Source organism: Rhabdobacter roseus, from assembly GCF_014202275.1.
GTDB classification, from domain to species: Bacteria; Bacteroidota; Bacteroidia; order Cytophagales; family Spirosomataceae; genus Rhabdobacter; species Rhabdobacter roseus.
Window position 1 is genome coordinate 30,921 of sequence record NZ_JACHGF010000014.1, and the last position, 17,369, is coordinate 48,289.

Below are 17,369 nucleotides of genomic sequence, written 5' to 3' on the forward strand. Positions count from 1 at the left end.
TTTTTTCGTATACTTAGACGCTTTTTCACTCAACTATCCAATGACCAAAAAAATCGCAATTGCCCTACCACTCTATCTGAAGAAGTTTTTTCTGTACGAGTACCAAGGCTACCAGGTGGAGCGCCCTAATGGCTCCCTGGATGAGATCCACGTGGACAAGACCAGCGAGCTGGGCAAGCTGATCCACCTGGTGAGCCGCCCGATCCCCTTCACCCAGGCGGCCCATAAGCCGACCGGCGCGGGGGTACTGTCGATCCGCTACTACGTGCGGGAGAAGATCTACGAAGTGCCGGTGGAGAAGCTACCCCTGCTGGCGTACCAGATGGAGGAGATCTTCCGGCGCACGCTCATCTGTGAGGTGCGGGGGGTACACGACGTGGTGGGTGGCGACTACGGCCCCTACGTGGCCCGGGTACTGGAGCGCCGGGGCATTGTGCGCGACGTGGACCTGGACTACCAGACGGCCCGCAAGATTTACCGCGACCACCTGGAAAAAAATAAAAAAAAACAGGCAAAAATATTTGCCTAAAAAGTAACGGATTTGCGCAGTTTGTAACGGATTTGCGCAGTTTGTAACGGATTTGCGTAGTTGGTATTTTGACGAAAACGGCCCCGGCGTATAACCGTGGCCGTTTTCGCTTTTTTTTGGGGCGGGAAATACCCCATTTCCCGTCCTTTCAAATGGGCCTCTGGCCCCCTACATTCGGGCCATGTTAGGCCAACTCCACACCCTTGCTCCTACCTCCCGGCCCAACCCCGGTTTTCTGACCCACGTGTACCTGATCCCCGCGGATGGCGTAGCCTACGTGCTACCGCCTACCGCGGGGCTGGTGCTGCCGGAGCGGGGCGTGGGGATCGTACCGGGCGCGCTAATCACGCAGCTGAAGCCCCGGGCGCTGACGGCCACGCTCACCGAGGGACAACAGCAGGGAGCCGATGGCCCCTCCTACCTGGTGGAGATCACGGTACCCTTTGCCAGCGACTACCTGCCCCTGGCGGCCTGGGTGCAGCAGCACGCCCGGCGGCGCTTCGTGGTGGTGCTGCGCGACACGCTGGGCAACGCCTACCTGGTAGGTACCCGCGAGAACGGCGCGCGCCTGGCCTGGGGCCGCCAGATCCAGAGCCGCCACGCCCAGAGCCTGGTACTGCGGGCGGTAAGCCTGCACCCGATGGCCACGCTGGCCAGCGTGGATCCGGAGGTACTCTTTCCGAACCGGGACTGGGACTACAGTTTTGACTTATCTTTCTAATATATCCACACCATGCCTTGGAATCCGAATACCACATTGATCAACGGCCTAGTTGATTCGAACATTAGGAGCTCACCGCCGGAAGCCCCCATGGTGAACACGGCGGAAACGGTTCGTGAGTTTCTGAAGCTGTACTGGAACACCATCAGCACCCAGGTGGGTGCTGCGATCAACTTCGTGGACCTGACGGACTCGCAGCTGCGGGCCTTGTTCACGCAGGCCATCAACGCCGCCAGCCAGGCTCAGCTCTCAGCCCTGGCCGCGGCGGCTATCGCCCTGGGCCAAAGTACCGGCCGCCCTGCCGTGCGCCCCACCCTGCTGCTGGATTTCGTGAACAGCCGGGCCGTGGACCCCAGGCTGGTATGTACCCGCAGCAGCATCGCTACCTACTACGATGCCAAGGGGGTACTACGCACGGCCGTGGCCAATCAGCCGCGTTTAGACCACGACCCGGTGACGGGAAAGTGCCTGGGCCTACTGGCAGAAGAAAGCCGCACGAACCTGTTTTCGTACAGCAATACCTACACGGACGCCAGCTGGACGAAATCCAACTTAGCCCTGGAAGCGGCTTCGACCCTGGGGCCCGATGGCCTCATGAGCGCCACCAAGATGACCATTACCGCGAATGGTAGCAACCCTTTCTTCAACAAGTCGGTTTCCAGCACCAGTGGTACGGCTTATACCCGCTACATCATCGCCAAGGCAGGCACCAACAATACGGTGATTTTTGAGGTCACTTCCGCTTCCTGGGGCGGGAGCAGTTTTACGACTCGGTTTAATTTGGAGACGGGCGTGATTTCGGGCACCACCGCCAATGCGTTTATGCGGCACCTAGGCAATGGCTGGTATATCTGTGGGCGGACGGACACGGCGGCTACAACCACCGTGGGGAACACGATTTATGTCGGCACGGTCTATGGTCCGGCCACGGAAGCGGGCACTTTTGTTTATGTGTGGGGGAGCCAATTCGAGGCGGGTACCTCCCGATCCTCTTTCATACCTACGATGGCCGGGGCAGTCACTCGCGCGGCTGATCAGTATAGTATCACGGGTACTGATTTCAGCAGCTGGTACAATGCCGAAGAATGGAGCATGTATTCTGAATTTAGCTACTCATCCGTACCTGTCACGGGTGGCGGACCTGTTAGCCACAGTGTGTACAGTTTTACCATTGCAGACGGTACTGCCTACATTAGCGGGGGGCGTCGTTTTTCGGGCACGATGTTGCTAGCCGGAACGGGCTATACCACCACCCAGGAAGCGGGATCCATCAATGTGATGGGCCAAATCCATAGGGCCATCCAGCACTATAAGGCGGGTAGCACAGGAGGTGGAATCAATGGAGAGGGTGTTGCCGACGCTAACAATACGGCCAACTTCACACCGAATCGGCTCTTGTTATGGCGGCACACGGGTGCCACCACTATATTAGGCTTAGGGCATATTCGTTGCCTGGCCTACTACCCCAAGCGCCTTTCCAACCCTGAAGGCCTGGCGCTCACTGCCCAGGTGAACTTGGTGGGAAAAGAGGCCGAAAAGGCCCCCACCGTGGGTGATCTGGGCTCAGCAGCCTTTGCGAGCATCGAGGGGCTGCTGATGCGGGCCAACCGCCAGGAATTTACGCCGGAAGGTACCGGGGCCAGTCGTACGGTCACCATCCGGCGGCCCTATGACTTCACCTTTGCCCTGGTAGACGCCACCGGCGCGACGGTGACGGCTCAGCCCCCGGCGAGCTGCACCAGGGATACCGACTACTCCCTGACCTTTAACGCTCCGGCGGGCCGGATTTTGACCTATTCAATCACTCCTCTATTTACGAGCTAATAATGAAAAAAGCCCAACTCAGTAACACTGATTTTTCGGTACGGATCCTGCCCACCGAAATGCGCTACAGCCCCGTTTCGGACATGTACGCGGGTACCTTCCCGGTGCCCGACGGAGCAGGTGGCACGGTGGATGTGCCCATGAACCTGATTCGCCTGCAATACATCATCTACGCCGGGAAGTACAAGAAAACGATCCTGGCTCCGGATGAGCTGGGGATAGACGTGGAAACCACGGTGTGGGAAGACTTTACGACGCCGGTGCCTTTTGACGAGGGCGTTCGGGAGATCCCCTACAAGCTGTACCTGGCCATTGAGGCCTACCGCGACGAGCCCAGCCCTGAGCTGCTGGCCCAGATCAACGCGCAGCTGACGGGCTTTCTCTTCGAGCGCAGCATGGCGGGCTTTGTGTTGCAGGTAAGCCAGATTTCCTGATGGCGACCTACGTGTTCCAGACCGTGGACATCCTGGGCGTGCGCCGGGGGGATAGCTTCGAGGCCAGCTTCGAGATTGGCGAAGAACTAGACCTGACCGGCTGCACCGCCCGGGCCCAGCTGCGTAGGTACCCCAGTGACTTCCAGAAGGCCCTGGAGCTGGACGTGGAGCTCGACGGGCAGCTGCTGCTGCTGAGTAAGGCCGCCCAGTCGATGCACCTGGCGGCGGCTACCTACCACTACGACGTGGAGATCACCGACCCGACGGGGCTGGTGATCACGCTTTTTGGGGGAAAATTCGAGATTACACACGACGTGACGCGATGAGCCTAACCAAGATACAACCGCAAACCGTGGGGCCGGTGAAAGTACCCATCCAGCGCCTGGGCCCGCGCGGAGCCAAGGGCTGGACGCCCCTGCTGCGGGCCGTAAGTGACGGCCCGCGCAAGCTCCTGGAGCTCTACGACTGGACCGGGGGCCTGGCTCCCAAGCCGCACACGGGCTACGTGGGCCCCGCGGGCCTGGTGGCCGACCTAGCCCTGGCGCTGGACTTCACCGGCCGGGGCCTGGCCAGCGTGGCCCAGGACCCAGAGGCTAACCTGGTCTTCACCTACGACGACGGGGTGACGGAGACCATCCCGGCCTACTTCGCGCCGGTGTTGGCGGCCGCCGCCCAGGTCGATGCCGACGCCCAGGCCGTGGAGCTGACGCGGGCGCTGCTGGAAGCCCTGAAGCTGTCGGTAGAAGGTACCGCCGCCACCGTGGACCTGGATGCCCAGGCGGTGGAAATGACGCGGGCGTTGTTGGAAGCCCTGAAGCTGTCGGTAGAAAGCACCGCTACTACGGTAGGTCATGATGCCCAGGCGGTAGAGCTGACGCGGGCGCTGCTGGAAGCCCTGAAGCTGTCGGTAGAAGGTACCGCCGCCACCGTGGACCTGGATGCCCAGGCGGTGGAAATGACGCGGGCGTTGTTGGAAGCCCTGAAGCTGTCGGTAGAAGGCACGGCCGCCACGGTAGATCTTGATGCCCAGGCGGTAGAGCAGACCCGGGCGCTGCTGGCAGCGCTGGCTGAGCAGGTAGGCCAGGACAAACAAGCCGTGGAAGGCATCCTGGCGGCCTTCGAGCAGCTCTACGGGCACGGCCAGGCCATTAGCCTGGCCGTGCAGCAATCCTTCCAAAATGCTGTGCAGTCGGAGCTGGCACTGAATCTAGCCTTGGTATACCGGAACGAGACGGAGCAGAAGCGGATCGAGGTCAACGCCCTGCTGACCCAGGCGGCGGAGATCGTCTTCAACGGGGCAACGGATAGGCCAACGATCCGGCCTAGTTTTCGGTGGCACCGTGACCAGGGCGTGCTGGATCCACGCATCGAGCTTTCGTATTCAGGGCTCTTAGCGGTCTTCGATCGGTTTGGGAGCCTGCGATGGGTACCGGCCAGCGCCCGAGCCTTGGATTACGACCCGGTGACGGGGGCTTGCCTGGGCTTGCCGGTTTTCCAGGGGCGCGCTAACTTGCTCTCCAGCCGAAATTTTACGACCGGTTGGGGGGCCAATGCGGGAGGCGATGTGGTGTTCCCCCTCCTAATAGAAACGGACTCACGATTTTCGGAGCGATATAAGCTCGTCCCAACCGCAAGCAATGGCTTACATCGCATTTTCCACAGTAATGTCACGTTGGTGTCCGGGCAGGCTTATGCGCTTTCTGTAGTGGCGCGGGCGGGTGAATACCGCTACCTATCTCTGCGCATGGCGGGTGCTGCTGGAGTTCCTAGTGCGACCATCGTTTTCGACCTAATTGACAAGGTGGCCACGACCGCCACGGGGCTTAGTACTGCCATTCGAGACCTGGGGGGCGGGGTGCTACAATGCGATCTCGTCGGTACAGCGGCAGCTAACGGCACCATGAATGCTTATGTCGGTGTATCGGATGTTTTCACGAGCAACTACCCGTCCTGGATTGCCGATGGCACGAGTGGTATATATGTTTACGCCGTCAACCTCCAGACAGGCGGCTCTTCTACCCCGATCATTGGGGCGGCCCGTGGAAACATTTTGGCGCAGATAAGCGGATTGGCTCTATCACAATTTTTCAACCCGAATGAGGGTACCATCGTGGTCGAGTTCATAAGCACCGCGCCTGTCGGCGATTCAACAAGGATGATTAGCTTCAACTCTGGGGGTGCTGCGAGTACAGGAGGACACATTCAGATTGCAACCAGTAGTACCGCTGGACAAGGGTCTGTAATGCAAAAACGCCCCAACGGAGGGGTGGTGCAGACTAGAAGCCTTGGTACTTATGTGCCTGGCAGTGTATATAAGGTTGCTGGGGCTTATGATCAGAATGAGATTAGGGCTAGTAGAAACGGATCCGCAGTACTAAACTCGAATGTAGCAGGTAGTATAGGTGCAATAATGCGCATGGAACTAGGGGCTCAAGCCCAGGACAATTTTCTGAATGGCTGGATCCGAAGTATTGAATTTTTCCCCAAAAAACTACCTGATTCCCAACTTGTAGCCCTATCTCGCCTATAACCATGCCGCTAATTCCCGGAAATAGCCCCCACCAGATACCAACCAACGACCAGCTTGGTGCCCAGCTAGACGCCCAGCAGCTCGTCCGCTTCCGCCTTCGCCAGGAATTTAGTCTGCGCGGTACCGGCGCAAGCGAAACCGTCACAATCAGGCGGCCATACCTCTTTGAGTTCGCCATAGTGGACTCGGTGGGTACCACGAGTCTGATGTTGCCCAATGGCAACGCGGACGGCTCTTTTAGTGCCGATACGCCCTACTTATTGACGTTCACCACACCGGTGGGCAACCTGCTCACGTACTCCATCACGCCGATTATCCAATGAGAACCTATCCCGACGTGCCGCTGGCCAAATGCACCAGCGGCAAGCCCACCTGGTGGATGGTGACCGAAGACGTGCTGTGCGAAGATGCGGACGGCAGCCGGTATATTATCCCGGCGGGCTTCGTGAGCAACTTCGCCAGTATGCCCAGCCTGCTGTACCCGCTGATCCCGCCCCATGGGCCGAGCGCGATCCCGAGCGTGAAGCACGACTACCGCTACACCCACCTGGTGGGCATGGGTGAGCTGGGCTACTGGGAAGCGAGGCTAGCCGCCGACCGGCAGTACTACCGCGACCTTAGAAAAGCGGGCGTGAAGCGAAAAATAGCCCGGGCGATGTACCGGGGTGTGCGGGCCGGTGGCTGGTGGTGGTGGAACCGCCACGCGCGCCGAAAGCTTGGTGAGCTCATGCAGATCTACGTATCTTTACATCTTTAATGGTGTGGATATATGTCGGAAAGCCCGGTCGCAGTAGCGGCTGGGCTTTTTTGTTTTTCGTCCTTTCCTGCCTACCCTTTCCCCTATTACTTCGCCACAGACTTATATCCGCACCAATTTCTACCAATGTGAACGCAGATACTTTTTCGGGCTTGTGGTACCTGGAGAAAGACTTCTCCGACCGGATGATGGACATCATGCTACCGCGCCTGGCGGCGGGCAAGGACCCTATCCCCGAGCACTTCCTTCGCGCCCAGCGGCCCCAGAGCGGGATCAAGATCTACGACGAAAACGGAGACTTCAACCTGAATGCCTACTACCTGCGCGAGTTTGTGCGGGATGGAGGTGGTGATGTGGCCGTGATCCCGATTAATGGCACCATGAGCCGCTACGGCTTTTGCGGCTTCGGTAACGAGCGCATCGCGGCCATCCTGGCCGAAGCCGAGCGCCAGCAAGACGTGAAGGGCGTGGTGCTTAAGATAGACACGCCGGGCGGTACCGTAGACTCCACCGATATGCTGGCCGACGCCGTGCGGACCTTCAGCAAGCCCATTGTGGCCTGGACCAACTACTGCGCTTCGGCGGGGTACTTCGTGGCCAGCCAGGCGGACCTGATCGTGATGGAGAACTCGATCTCCAGCTCAGTGGGCAGCATTGGGGTGCTGATGGTGTACGTGGACCGCTCCGAGGCCCTGGAAAAGGCCGGGCTGAAGGTGGAAATTTTCCGCTCGGAGGGCTCGGAAGACAAGGCCCGGATCAACGGCGTGGAGCCGCTCACGGAGGACCTGCGGGCGGAGATCCAGACGGAGCTCAACGAGGCGCGGCGGAGCTTTCACGGCTACGTGCGCCGCGGCCGGGCGGGCAAGCTCCAGAGCGACGAAGCACTCACCGGCCGCATGTACAAGAAAAAAGAGGCCCTGAAGCTGGGCCTGGTAGACCGCCTGGGCAGCCTGGGCGATGCCATCCAGCTGGCGCGCCGCGCCTAAACCAACGATTTTTCCACGCTTATCTATAGACCCAAATGAGCAAACCAACCGGACTGGCGGGCATTCTGGCCAGCCTTTTCCCCAGCAGCAACCAACCCCTGAGCGAGAAGCTCAGCACCGAAGAATTCAATGCCTTCTCGGGCGAGGTGAACGAGCTGAACCAGCGACTCGCCGCCCAGAAGGAAGGTAACGAAAAAGTTACCGCGGACCTGGCCGCCGCCCAGCAGCAGCTCACCGAAGCCACCACCAAGCTCACCGCGGCCGAGAAGCAGGCTACCGAGCTGCAAGGCCAGCTGAGCGCCGTGACGACCGAGCGCGACAAGTACAAGGCCTACTACGACAAGGCAGCTGGCGTGGGTACGCAAGAGCCCACGGCCGACGAAAACAGCCGCGGCCGCGAGCTGACCAGCTACAACCAGCACGCCCGGGAGGTGTATCACCAGGTACACGGCAAGTAGGCCTGATCGCCCTTTATTTACTTAGTATTCACCCCATTTTTTTAACCAACCATGCCAGCAGTAATCAATTTTGAAAATTTCCACGAGGACCTGATGCGGACCATCGACGGCAACGGAGCGATCCTGCAAGAGGCAGTCGTCCACGGTGCCTCCAGCCTGGGCACTGACTTTACCGTGCTCAAGACCCGCGACCGCGCCGCCCTGGTGCGGATGGATGTGAAGGACGCCTGGCGGCCCGCTGGGGACGACTTTAGTCCTAAAGAAGCGCTTGACGTAAAAACCCGCTATGCCAGCTTCAAGGAAGCCGACATCGACCTGGAGATCAAGCTCTCGGACATTAAAGAGGCCTACCAAACCTACCTGGGCTGGCTTAAAACGCCCGGTCGTACGCTCCAAGACGTCAATGCGAATCCCTTCGAGCTGTTCTTCCTGAACCACATCGTGGCGCGCCACTTTGAGTTCGTGCGCCTGAATACGGCCTGGAATGGCGTATACAACGGGGCAGGAGCGGGCTCGGGAGCCATTGCCGACGGCTTCATCGCGATGTTCACCACCGGTCGCGGGGTGGGCGGTGATATCGCTTCCTCCCACGTATTTGATGGGACAGCCCTCACCGCCAGCAACGCCTACGCGCAGTTCAATGGCGTGGCCAACCTGGTGGCCAGCCAGCGCCCCAAGATGCTCAACCAGGAGCTGAACGTGTACTGTAGCCTCTCGGCCTACGACAAGTACCGCCACAACCGCCGGACGTTGTTTGCCGAGCACGTGGGGCCCGCTGACCGTCCTGCCGTGCTGGACGACTACTCGAACATGAAGTTTGTGGTAGACCCCGGCCTGGCGGGCAAGGATACCATCGTGGTAACGCCTAAGAAAAACCTGCTTTTCGTGGCCAACGAGGACCCCAACGTGTACTCGATCAACATCGTGAAGGCCATTAAGAGCTGGCAGATCACGATCCGCACGAGCCTGGGCTTCGACTACGCTACGCCCGACTGGTTGTTCCTGAACGACGTCGTGTAGGTACTTGGGCTCCGGAACGTTTCGGAGCCCCTACCCTCCTTTATCATTTCTTTTCCACACTTTATTTTTCTGCACCTTATTTATGAAGCCTTATTTGAAATTTTTGATGGGGGCGCTGCTCCTGATCCTGGTAGCCAGCGTAACGCAGGCGACCGGCAACGTGATGACGGGCCTGGCGGCCGGAAGCGTGGCCGTGGCTGGCCTCCAGCACCTGGCGGGGGTGTCGCTGATCGAGATCCAGGGCCTGGCCACGGCCGCGCTGATCGGGATCAAACGCAAGTCTCAAAACCCGACCATGGGCGGAGCCAAGCGGCTCTACATTGTGCTCACGGAAGACCTGGAGGAAGAGTTTCTGACCTACGCGCTGGCGCTAACGACCGGGGAGTTTTCGGGGGCGATTCCGCTCCTGGATGGTAAGAAGTTCGTGGAGCTGGAAGCCTGGTACGATAGCACGAAGTTTGACACCGAAATGAAGATCGGGACGGGCTTTACGCAGAGCGTCGAATTCAAGTTCCTGGGCTACTACGCCGAAACGGTGAAGCTCTCGGCGCTGCTCTACGAAACGCCGGTAAACGTGATCGTGCAGGGTAACGACGATAAGCTGTACTACATCGGCCAGAAGTACATCCCGATGATGTTCGAAATGAAGGGCGTGATGCCCGAAAAAGGAACTTCGCGCAAGGAGACGACCTTCACGGCCAAGCAGGACGGGATGCTGGTACCGGTGATGCCGCTGGCGGCCACGGTGACCTTCGAGGTAGCGCCACTGGTGGCCTAAACCGTAGAAAATTTCGCACCGGCAGCTGGCCGGCGGCGCATTTTCAGAATAATCTACTGCCTGGGCTAACCTTTCAAGGGGTTAGCCCAGGTACTTTTCCAACTTCTTTTTTCTACCAACTATGTACAAAGTAGCCGATAACGCCGCCGGGCATGTCTTCGTGAATGGTACTACGCGCTCCCTAGAGAGTTGCACCCAGGAGGACCTGGCGGTGCTGCACCAAAATGGAGATAGCAGGGTACAACTGGTGAAGGCGGTGCTTTCCCAGGTCGAACCGACCGGGGTACCCGAGAAAAAAGGCAAGTAAGGCCTGGTTTCGAGAAAGCCCGATTTCAGAATTTTTTCCTGGACAAATCATTTTCCACCCATCACTATGGACATCAAAAAACTTAAGGCGTCGGTCCAGCTAGCGCAGATGCGCTTCAATAGCAACCCTTCAGACCAAAACAGGCAGATCCTACAGGGTGCGCTGCAAGCGCTGGAGAGCCATTTGGAATCAGTGGCCACTGAGGCAGTGAACACACTAACCGAGGATCCGGAAACCGAAGAACCAGTCACCACGGGGGCAGTCTCCACTGAGGCCGTCTCCACTTCGGCAGTAGAAACGGCTCCCGTGGAGACTGCTCCGGTAGAGACCGCTCCCGAGGCTCCGGCCCCCGTGGAAACGGCCCCAGAGGAACCCGCACAAAAAAAAACCACCGAGGAGAAGTAGCTAAGGCTTCACCCGACCCCAACGTACTAGAGCAGCTGCTGGTGCAGGCCGATGGGCTGCATCGGGCAGCTGCTCTTCTTTCTAATACCCTGCACGAGTACCGTCCGGACGACGTGGCTGGCGTGAAGCCGGTGATCGAGCAGATCCTGGCCAAGCGTGAAGAATGGAAACGGGTGATGCTCCAGGTCGAACACGTGAAGAAAACGGGCAAGCTGCCGGATCCGGTGCAGGTACCTTCTTCAGTTCCGCCAGCCAATGGCCTGGCGGAACTGAAGCTGGAGCTGGCCCGGATAAACGTCAATATTTCCAAGACCAAGAAAAAGCTGGAGCAAAATCCTGAGCATAAGAAAGCCCAGCACTGGGCGGCGGATCTGGATAAGCTCGAAGCGCTCAAGGATGATCTGAAAACCCAAATCGTAGCCCTCACCTATGCGACAACATAATAAGTACCTCGAAAAGGTATACGAGGAAATGGATATCTACCGCCAGCACCTGCTGACGGGCAAGGAGCTGACTACCCAGCAGGAAGACACCTTCGAGAAGATCGACGTACTGCGCGGCTGGCTCCGGCAGGGCTTCAGCGACGTCGACGTGATCAAGCTGGCCAAGAACGACCCACGCCTGCGGGTGCAGGACCGGCGCGCCCGGGAGCTGCTCAGCATGGCCTACGAGATTTTCGCCGAACTGCGGCAGCTCCGGAACCGGGATGGGATCAAATTCATGTACGCGGAGCTGATGCGCACAACCGCCCAGAAAATTTTCGAGGATTACGAAAAGCTGCGCGATTCGGGGGAAGATCACCGGGCAGCGGCGGCGTTACTGCGGGAGTACAAAAACCTACTGAAGGAAGCAGCCACCATCGACGGGGCCTACGATACCTCCAAGGTGAAAACCGACGAGAAGAAAAAGCCCACCAAGATCGTGATCAAGCGCAAAACGGTGGTCAAGAATGGAAAAACGGAAAGTGATCACTTAACCCAGGAAGCCGAATATGAAGTCGACGAGTGAGCTGATCCAGGAAGTAGAAGTCAATGACAAGCAGGGTGACTTCGTGGAAGCGGTGATGTACGACCTGACGGCCGAGGGTACCAAAACGGCCGCCATGATCGGCGGGATCGGTTCGGGGAAGTCGGTGGCCATGGCGCTGCTCATGCTGATCAGCAAGGAAGAACTGCCCCAGGCGAAGGGGCAGTTCGCCTGCCTTACCGTGACGCAGTTCCAGCGGGCTATTTTTCCAGGGGTGAAATCAGTTTGGCGGGAGCACTTCGACCTGCGGGAGTACGATTTCAAGAGCGGTACCGGCGACTACGTGCTCTGGCGCAAGCCTCCGGAGGATTGGGAAAGGCCCTGGCAGGAGCCCGACAACTGGGATAACTGCATCAGCTTTCCCAACGGCTGGGTGATGGAGGTATGCGGCTATAAGCTCAATCCGGATAGCCACCGCGGCCGCAACGACGATTTTGCCTTCATGGATGAAGCGCTCCTTTTTAAGCGGGAGTGGCTGAAGATCCTGGAGGGCCGGATCCGGGCCAACGTGGGCAAGTACGACTCCCCTTTTCACTGGCTGATTTCGGTATTTTCTTCCCCGCCTTACGGCAGTACCGGCGAGTGGATGTTCGACGTGGAAGAGTTTCAGAAAGAAGAGCCGGACCGGTACCTGTTTATGCAGGTGACGACTCGGGATAACGCGATTTTTTTACCTGGTAATTACATTGCCAACCTGAAAAAGAAGCTCACGAAAATTGAGTTTGACGTGGAAGTGTTGGGAAAAAGGCTCTCGAAAATACCGAAGTCTTTTTATCCTGCCCTGGATTGGGACCGCCATACCGAGATTGACGAAGAAACTTTTTATGACCCCACCAAAGATCTGGTGGCGGTCTTTGATTTTAACGCCCACTTTACTTCCTGTACGGTTTGGCAGGACTTTGGGGAGCCACAACATTGCGTGATGAACGCTTTTGTGAAGGAGCCTGATGTAGACATGACCATGGCGCAGACCCTGGCCGTGGAGCTGCTGGACCTGCTGGACCACCACCAGGAGCGCCGCATCGTAATCACCGGTGACCGGAATGGAAATAATAAATCGGCCGGTACCAAAATGAAAGAGGACGGTACCTGGGTAACTAATTTCGAGGAAGTGGTGGATGTTTTTGAGCAGGCTGGTTGGGAAGTAGTTTCGGCACCGCTTTCCTACAACCCCTTCAAGGATGAGATCCAGAAGCTGATGCATGGTATCCTGTCGGAGACCCGGGACGATGGCCTGCACATGCGCTTCCACCCAGTGCACGCGAAGAGTACTGTCGTATCGATGCAGCGCACGCCCATCACCAAGGACTACAAGAAGGACAAGAGCAGCGAGACCAAGAAGAGCGAGGACCAGGAGCGGGCCACCCACCTGTCGGACACGGTCGACTACTATGCGGTGTGGCGTTGCAACGGCGGGCATGCCTGGTCAGCGAGCGGCTTCGAAGTGGAGTTCCTCTGAGAAAAAACGTGAGGGATTTCGAGAGGGGGGGGCCTTTCAGCAATTCGTTTTTTCGAAAAATGGAAATTGCCAAAATGTCAAAGGGCGGGCCTCACTCTCGGACTTTCGGCCTCAAAAAAACTTTTTTTTCAGACAACAGACAGATCGCCAGTGGCTTGGCCGAAAAAGTGAAGCAAAAAGGGTGCAACTTTTCAATAATGGGCCTAAAAAGGTAATACTCACCCTATTTAGGCCCATTCAAAAGCCCCTTTTTGAAGTCAACCTTCCCTTAATTGGTATGGTCTGCCGATGGTTCGGGGAAGCAGTCCAGCGCATCTTCATATAGAAAGAGCCCTAATTCCCGGAGGTATTTATCAGTGGTACTAATGTCTTTATGTCGACACTGAGCCTGAATCAGCTTAATGTCCTTCGTGGCCAGGTAGAGCGCAATTACGCCCGTGTGCTTCCAACCATAGAGATCATAATCTTGATCCGTGAGGTCAGCCCTGGCCAGAACTCTCCGGTTGTGATCATACATGTATTTATCATTCAACGCTACCGGTCCCGGCTTCCCATCCTTTGAGAATACATAATAGGTAGAAGGATACTCACGGAGTTTGTATTCTTGAATCAATACCTCCAGTCCTTTGGGGATCTTGACGTGTTCGGTTAGGTTGTTTTTGGCTAATTCAGCCGGGACTACAATCGTTTTCTTTAGGATGTGCTTGATCCGGAGCTTTTGGGCTTCCTCACGAGGTCGCAAAAAACAATAGTATAGGAAATTAACAAACAGCCAAAGCTGATGATCTTCTACATCGTCTAGGCAAATCTTCTTGAACGTCCTGACCTGAGCGGGCGTGTACGGAATATGCTGAGTGCTGCGGCCTTTTCTTTTTTGGAGCTTCAGGAAGGGATTATCCTTGAGTATTTCCCGGTTAATAAGAAACGCCCACATAGTCCGGAGCGTACTGATAAAATTGCTGTAGGTCTTTTTGGCAACACCTATTTTACCTGTACGTTTGGACACCTTCGTATCCAGATGATCCGAAAAGGCAAACGCCAGCTGATTGTTAAATTGAGAAACGGGCAAATTCAGAATCCCAGCTTTCTCCGCCCAGGCTTTGAACTCCCTAATATCTTTTTTGTAGGCAATATTAGTATTTTTACCAACGGTCTTCCCTCGTTTATCCAGGAAGAAATCGCAGGCTTTTCCCAGCGGAGTGAGCGGGCTTATCTCAGGCTCTGGCACTTCAATAGGATCAACAACCGCCCCAGCTTCTAACTCTTGAGTAATGATCTCAATAATGAATTTGGCCTGCTCGTAACGCTCCTTCGCCGTGGGTTGATTGACAATCACACGCTTCCTGACCAACTGCCCCTTTTGCTCTGACCAGGCATAATAACCTACATACCATCTCTTGGAAATATCCCCATTTGAATCAAAAAGAATGGGCTCTCGGTATGGATATCTGGTAGGAATTTTACTCATAAATAAGCCAAAAGATTCAACAATTTGCTGGCACTTATTTGGCACTGAGGCATTTTTTGGAAACGAAAAACGCCTCAAAGTTCCTGACTGTGAGGCGTTTAAGTGCTGCAGAGGGAGAGGGATTCGAACCCCCGGTACCTTACGGTACAACGGTTTTCAAGACCGCCGCGTTCGACCACTCCGCCATCCCTCTAGAAGATTTGCTGGGTCGCAAACGTGGTGCAAATGTAAGGAGGATTTTTTTTCAGTCAATAGTTTTGACATAAAATTTCTTCGACAGGCGGTTCTCTGCGCGATTAGTCCTAATTTTGTGGCCTCAAACTACCCCCGCCCCTCGGGGTAGTTTGCGTCAACTCTAACTGATAACCAAGTGGCTCCTACCGAAGTAACGGACGGCAACGTCCTCCCTACCGTCGAAACCGCCCGCAAGCTAGGCGTACTCCCCGAAGAGTTTGAAAAAATTAAAGAAATCCTGGGCCGTGACCCCAACTTCACCGAGCTGAGTATCTTTTCGGTGATGTGGTCGGAGCACTGCTCCTATAAAAACTCCATCGTGTGGCTCAAAACCCTCCCGCGCGACTCCGACCGGATGCTCGCCAAGGCGGGGGAAGAAAACGCCGGCCTGGTGGACATCGGCGACGGCCTGGCCTGTAGCTTCAAGATCGAGTCGCACAACCACCCCTCGGCGCTGGAGCCCTACCAGGGTGCGGCTACGGGCGTGGGCGGGATCAACCGCGACATCTTCACGATGGGCGCGCGGCCCATTGCCCAGCTCAACTCGCTGCGCTTCGGCAACCCCAACCTCCCCAAAACCAAGTGGCTCGTGAAGGGCGTGGTGAAGGGCATCGGCGACTACGGCAACGCCTTCGGTATCCCGACGGTGGGTGGTGAGGTATTTTTTGACGAATGCTACAACACCAACCCCCTCGTGAACGCCTTTTCGGCGGGGATTGTGGAGGTCGATAAGGTAGCTAAGGCTACTTCCTACGGCGTGGGCAATCCGGTGTTTATCGTGGGCTCGGCCACGGGCAAGGACGGTATCCACGGAGCTACGTTCGCTTCGGAAGATATTTCGGATAAATCCAACGAAAAACTACCCGCCGTGCAGGTAGGCGATCCCTTCATGGAGAAGCTGCTGCTGGAAGCCACGCTGGAGATCATCGCCACGGGTCACGTGATCGGGATTCAGGACATGGGCGCGGCGGGGATCATCTGCTCCACCTCCGAAATGAGCGCCAAGGGCGAGCACGGCATGATCATCGACCTCGACAAGGTACCTACGCGCCAGGCCAACATGCACGGCTGGGAAATCCTACTGTCGGAGTCGCAGGAGCGGATGCTGGTGGTGGTAGAGAAAGGCAAGGAGGACATCATCAACGCCATCTTCGACAAGTGGGACCTGCACTGCGCCCAGATCGGCGAGGTAGTAGCGCCCGGCCCCCACGACACGGGCCGTCTGCACTTCTACCAGCACGGCCAGCTCATCGCGGACGTACCCGCCCACGACCTGGTGCTGGGCGGCGGCGCGCCGCAGTACCACCGCGAGTACCGCGAGCCCGCCTACTACCAGCAGTTCAAGCAATTTGATAGCAACCAGGTACCTGACGTAGCCGCTGACGAGCTCACCGCCGTAGCGAAACACCTGCTGTCGCACCCCAACATCGCCTCCAAAAAATGGGTGTACGAGCAGTACGACTCGATGGTAGGTACCGCCAACCGCAGCACCAACCGCCCCTCCGACGCCGCCCTGGTGCGCATCCGCGACGCCAAGCACCCCAACTATAAGAAGGGCATCGCCATGACGGTGGACTGCAACAGCCGCTACGTCAACGCCGACCCCTTCGTGGGCGCGCAGATTGCGGTGTCGGAAGCGGCCCGCAACCTCACCTGCACCGGTGCCGAGCCGCTGGCCGTGACCAATAACCTCAATTTTGGCAATCCCTACGTACCGGAAGTATACTGGCAGTTTGTGCAGGCCGTCAAGGGCATGGGCGCGGCTTGTCTGAAATTTGCCACGCCAGTGACGGGTGGTAACGTGAGCTTCTACAACCAGAGCTCCGACGACGGCCCCGTGTTCCCGACGCCCACCATCGGGATGATTGGCCTGGTGGAAAACCCCGAGCACCAGATGACGCTCGACTTCAAGGCCGAAGGCGACCTGATCTACCTCGTAGGTCCCCCCCAGAACGACATCGCCTCCTCGGAGTACCTTTACTCCTACCGCGGTGTGAAGCAGTCGCCTGCGCCCGCCTTCAACCTGGACGAAGAATACACCCTACACCAGAGCATCAAGCAGCTGATTGCGCAAGGGGTGATCGCCTCGGCACACGACGTCTCGGACGGCGGGCTGTTCGTGGCCCTGGCGGAGTCGGCGATGCCGCGCGGCCTGGGCTTTAGCATCTCGACCGACGACAACTTCCGGACCGACGCCTACCTCTTCGGCGAGGCGCAGAGCCGGGTACTGGTATCGGTGAAGCCCGAGCAGCAAGGTACCTTCCAGCAGCTGCTGGGCGCGGAGCTCAAGACCGAGCACGCCCTGCTGGGTACCGTCACGGCCGAAGGGTTCGTCGTGAACGGCCAGACGGTGCTAAGTACCGCCGACGCCAAGGACTTGTACGATAACTCACTGGGACGCCTGATGGCCTAAGGGTACCTTGAGGTATCTGC

19 protein-coding genes and 1 tRNA gene are annotated in these 17,369 nt (G+C 57.5%); 18 read left to right on the top strand and 2 right to left on the bottom strand.

Going from position 1 to position 17,369, the window contains the following annotated elements:
• The first annotated feature begins 40 nt into the window (after nt 1-40).
• The 17 genes from HNQ92_RS25770 to HNQ92_RS25850 all read left to right on the top strand — a co-directional run bounded on the left by HNQ92_RS25770 (nt 41) and on the right by HNQ92_RS25850 (nt 13,234).
• Nucleotides 41-529: a hypothetical protein gene (locus tag HNQ92_RS25770; protein ID WP_184178908.1), complete on the top strand. Its 489-nt coding sequence runs from the start codon at nt 41-43 to the stop codon at nt 527-529.
• A 181-nt stretch (nt 530-710) separates the two neighbouring features.
• Nucleotides 711-1,250 (top strand): hypothetical protein, encoded by a 540-nt coding sequence (locus HNQ92_RS25775; protein ID WP_184178910.1) that lies wholly within the window; start codon nt 711-713, stop codon nt 1,248-1,250.
• A 90-nt stretch (nt 1,251-1,340) separates the two neighbouring features.
• Nucleotides 1,341-3,074 carry a phage head spike fiber domain-containing protein gene (locus HNQ92_RS25780; RefSeq protein ID WP_184178912.1) on the top strand — a complete coding sequence of 578 codons (1,734 nt, stop codon included), beginning with the start codon at nt 1,341-1,343 and terminating at the stop codon, nt 3,072-3,074.
• 2 nt (nt 3,075-3,076) lie between these two features.
• Nucleotides 3,077-3,508, top strand: coding sequence for a hypothetical protein (locus HNQ92_RS25785; RefSeq protein ID WP_184178914.1), 432 nt, complete (start codon nt 3,077-3,079; stop codon nt 3,506-3,508).
• The gene (locus HNQ92_RS25790) at nt 3,508-3,834 is read left to right on the top strand and encodes a hypothetical protein (protein ID WP_184178916.1); all 327 of its coding nucleotides are present in this window, start codon (nt 3,508-3,510) and stop codon (nt 3,832-3,834) included. Before HNQ92_RS25785 ends, HNQ92_RS25790 begins: the two co-directional genes overlap by 1 nt.
• Nucleotides 3,831-6,038: a phage head spike fiber domain-containing protein gene (locus HNQ92_RS25795; RefSeq protein ID WP_184178918.1), complete on the top strand. Its 2,208-nt coding sequence runs from the start codon at nt 3,831-3,833 to the stop codon at nt 6,036-6,038. Before HNQ92_RS25790 ends, HNQ92_RS25795 begins: the two co-directional genes overlap by 4 nt.
• A 2-nt stretch (nt 6,039-6,040) precedes the next feature.
• A complete protein-coding gene (locus tag HNQ92_RS25800; protein ID WP_184178920.1) occupies nt 6,041-6,361 on the top strand; it encodes a hypothetical protein in 321 nt (106 codons plus the stop codon).
• A complete protein-coding gene (locus tag HNQ92_RS25805) occupies nt 6,358-6,795 on the top strand; it encodes a DUF1353 domain-containing protein (protein ID WP_184178922.1) in 438 nt (145 codons plus the stop codon). Before HNQ92_RS25800 ends, HNQ92_RS25805 begins: the two co-directional genes overlap by 4 nt.
• A 128-nt stretch (nt 6,796-6,923) precedes the next feature.
• Nucleotides 6,924-7,781, top strand: a complete 858-nt coding sequence (locus tag HNQ92_RS29105; RefSeq protein WP_184178924.1) for a S49 family peptidase — start codon at nt 6,924-6,926, stop codon at nt 7,779-7,781.
• Nucleotides 7,782-7,816: 35 nt separating this feature from the next.
• Nucleotides 7,817-8,239: a hypothetical protein gene (locus tag HNQ92_RS25815; RefSeq protein ID WP_184178926.1), complete on the top strand. Its 423-nt coding sequence runs from the start codon at nt 7,817-7,819 to the stop codon at nt 8,237-8,239.
• 51 nt (nt 8,240-8,290) lie between these two features.
• A complete protein-coding gene (locus HNQ92_RS25820) occupies nt 8,291-9,259 on the top strand; it encodes a hypothetical protein (RefSeq protein WP_184178928.1) in 969 nt (322 codons plus the stop codon).
• A gap of 82 nt (nt 9,260-9,341) precedes the next feature.
• Entirely contained in the window at nt 9,342-10,037 is a 696-nt protein-coding gene (locus HNQ92_RS25825; RefSeq protein WP_184178930.1) for a hypothetical protein, read from the top strand.
• A gap of 121 nt (nt 10,038-10,158) precedes the next feature.
• Nucleotides 10,159-10,344, top strand: coding sequence for a hypothetical protein (locus tag HNQ92_RS25830; RefSeq protein WP_184178932.1), 186 nt, complete (start codon nt 10,159-10,161; stop codon nt 10,342-10,344).
• Between the two features lie 207 nt (nt 10,345-10,551).
• Nucleotides 10,552-10,749 carry a hypothetical protein gene (locus HNQ92_RS25835; protein WP_184178934.1) on the top strand — a complete coding sequence of 66 codons (198 nt, stop codon included), beginning with the start codon at nt 10,552-10,554 and terminating at the stop codon, nt 10,747-10,749.
• Between the two features lie 41 nt (nt 10,750-10,790).
• On the top strand, nt 10,791-11,192 hold the full coding sequence (locus tag HNQ92_RS25840) for a hypothetical protein (RefSeq protein ID WP_184178936.1): 402 nt from the start codon (nt 10,791-10,793) through the stop codon (nt 11,190-11,192).
• Complete coding sequence (locus HNQ92_RS25845) at nt 11,179-11,757, top strand: hypothetical protein (RefSeq protein WP_184178938.1); 579 nt, start codon at nt 11,179-11,181, stop codon at nt 11,755-11,757. Before HNQ92_RS25840 ends, HNQ92_RS25845 begins: the two co-directional genes overlap by 14 nt.
• Entirely contained in the window at nt 11,741-13,234 is a 1,494-nt protein-coding gene (locus HNQ92_RS25850; RefSeq protein WP_184178940.1) for a hypothetical protein, read from the top strand. Before HNQ92_RS25845 ends, HNQ92_RS25850 begins: the two co-directional genes overlap by 17 nt.
• 268 nt (nt 13,235-13,502) lie before the next feature.
• On the opposite strand, the gene HNQ92_RS25855 is transcribed toward HNQ92_RS25850, so the two are convergent.
• A complete protein-coding gene (locus HNQ92_RS25855; RefSeq protein ID WP_184178942.1) occupies nt 13,503-14,702 on the bottom strand; it encodes a tyrosine-type recombinase/integrase in 1,200 nt (399 codons plus the stop codon).
• A gap of 108 nt (nt 14,703-14,810) precedes the next feature.
• Nucleotides 14,811-14,895, bottom strand: a tRNA-Ser gene (locus HNQ92_RS25860).
• 177 nt (nt 14,896-15,072) lie between these two features.
• Here HNQ92_RS25860 and purL point away from each other — a divergent pair.
• Entirely contained in the window at nt 15,073-17,349 is a 2,277-nt protein-coding gene (gene purL / locus HNQ92_RS25865; RefSeq protein ID WP_184178944.1) for a phosphoribosylformylglycinamidine synthase subunit PurL, read from the top strand.
• The last annotated feature ends 20 nt before the right edge of the window (nt 17,350-17,369 follow it).

Excerpts from the sequence above, each read along its gene's own strand:
- HNQ92_RS25795 (WP_184178918.1), top strand. The coding sequence starts at position 3,831 with ATGAGCCTAACCAAGATACAACCGCAAACCGTGGGGCCGGTGAAAGTA.
- HNQ92_RS25850 (WP_184178940.1), top strand. The coding sequence starts at position 11,741 with ATGAAGTCGACGAGTGAGCTGATCCAGGAAGTAGAAGTCAATGACAAG.
- HNQ92_RS25845 (WP_184178938.1), top strand. The coding sequence starts at position 11,179 with ATGCGACAACATAATAAGTACCTCGAAAAGGTATACGAGGAAATGGAT.
- HNQ92_RS25800 (WP_184178920.1), top strand. The coding sequence starts at position 6,041 with ATGCCGCTAATTCCCGGAAATAGCCCCCACCAGATACCAACCAACGAC.
- HNQ92_RS25775 (WP_184178910.1), top strand. The coding sequence starts at position 711 with ATGTTAGGCCAACTCCACACCCTTGCTCCTACCTCCCGGCCCAACCCC.
- HNQ92_RS25825 (WP_184178930.1), top strand. The coding sequence starts at position 9,342 with ATGAAGCCTTATTTGAAATTTTTGATGGGGGCGCTGCTCCTGATCCTG.
- HNQ92_RS25855 (WP_184178942.1), bottom strand. The coding sequence starts at position 14,702 with ATGAGTAAAATTCCTACCAGATATCCATACCGAGAGCCCATTCTTTTT.
- HNQ92_RS25815 (WP_184178926.1), top strand. The coding sequence starts at position 7,817 with ATGAGCAAACCAACCGGACTGGCGGGCATTCTGGCCAGCCTTTTCCCC.
- HNQ92_RS25805 (WP_184178922.1), top strand. The coding sequence starts at position 6,358 with ATGAGAACCTATCCCGACGTGCCGCTGGCCAAATGCACCAGCGGCAAG.
- HNQ92_RS25820 (WP_184178928.1), top strand. The coding sequence starts at position 8,291 with ATGCCAGCAGTAATCAATTTTGAAAATTTCCACGAGGACCTGATGCGG.
- HNQ92_RS25785 (WP_184178914.1), top strand. The coding sequence starts at position 3,077 with ATGAAAAAAGCCCAACTCAGTAACACTGATTTTTCGGTACGGATCCTG.
- HNQ92_RS25790 (WP_184178916.1), top strand. The coding sequence starts at position 3,508 with ATGGCGACCTACGTGTTCCAGACCGTGGACATCCTGGGCGTGCGCCGG.
- HNQ92_RS25780 (WP_184178912.1), top strand. The coding sequence starts at position 1,341 with ATGGTGAACACGGCGGAAACGGTTCGTGAGTTTCTGAAGCTGTACTGG.
- HNQ92_RS25830 (WP_184178932.1), top strand. The coding sequence starts at position 10,159 with ATGTACAAAGTAGCCGATAACGCCGCCGGGCATGTCTTCGTGAATGGT.
- HNQ92_RS25770 (WP_184178908.1), top strand. The coding sequence starts at position 41 with ATGACCAAAAAAATCGCAATTGCCCTACCACTCTATCTGAAGAAGTTT.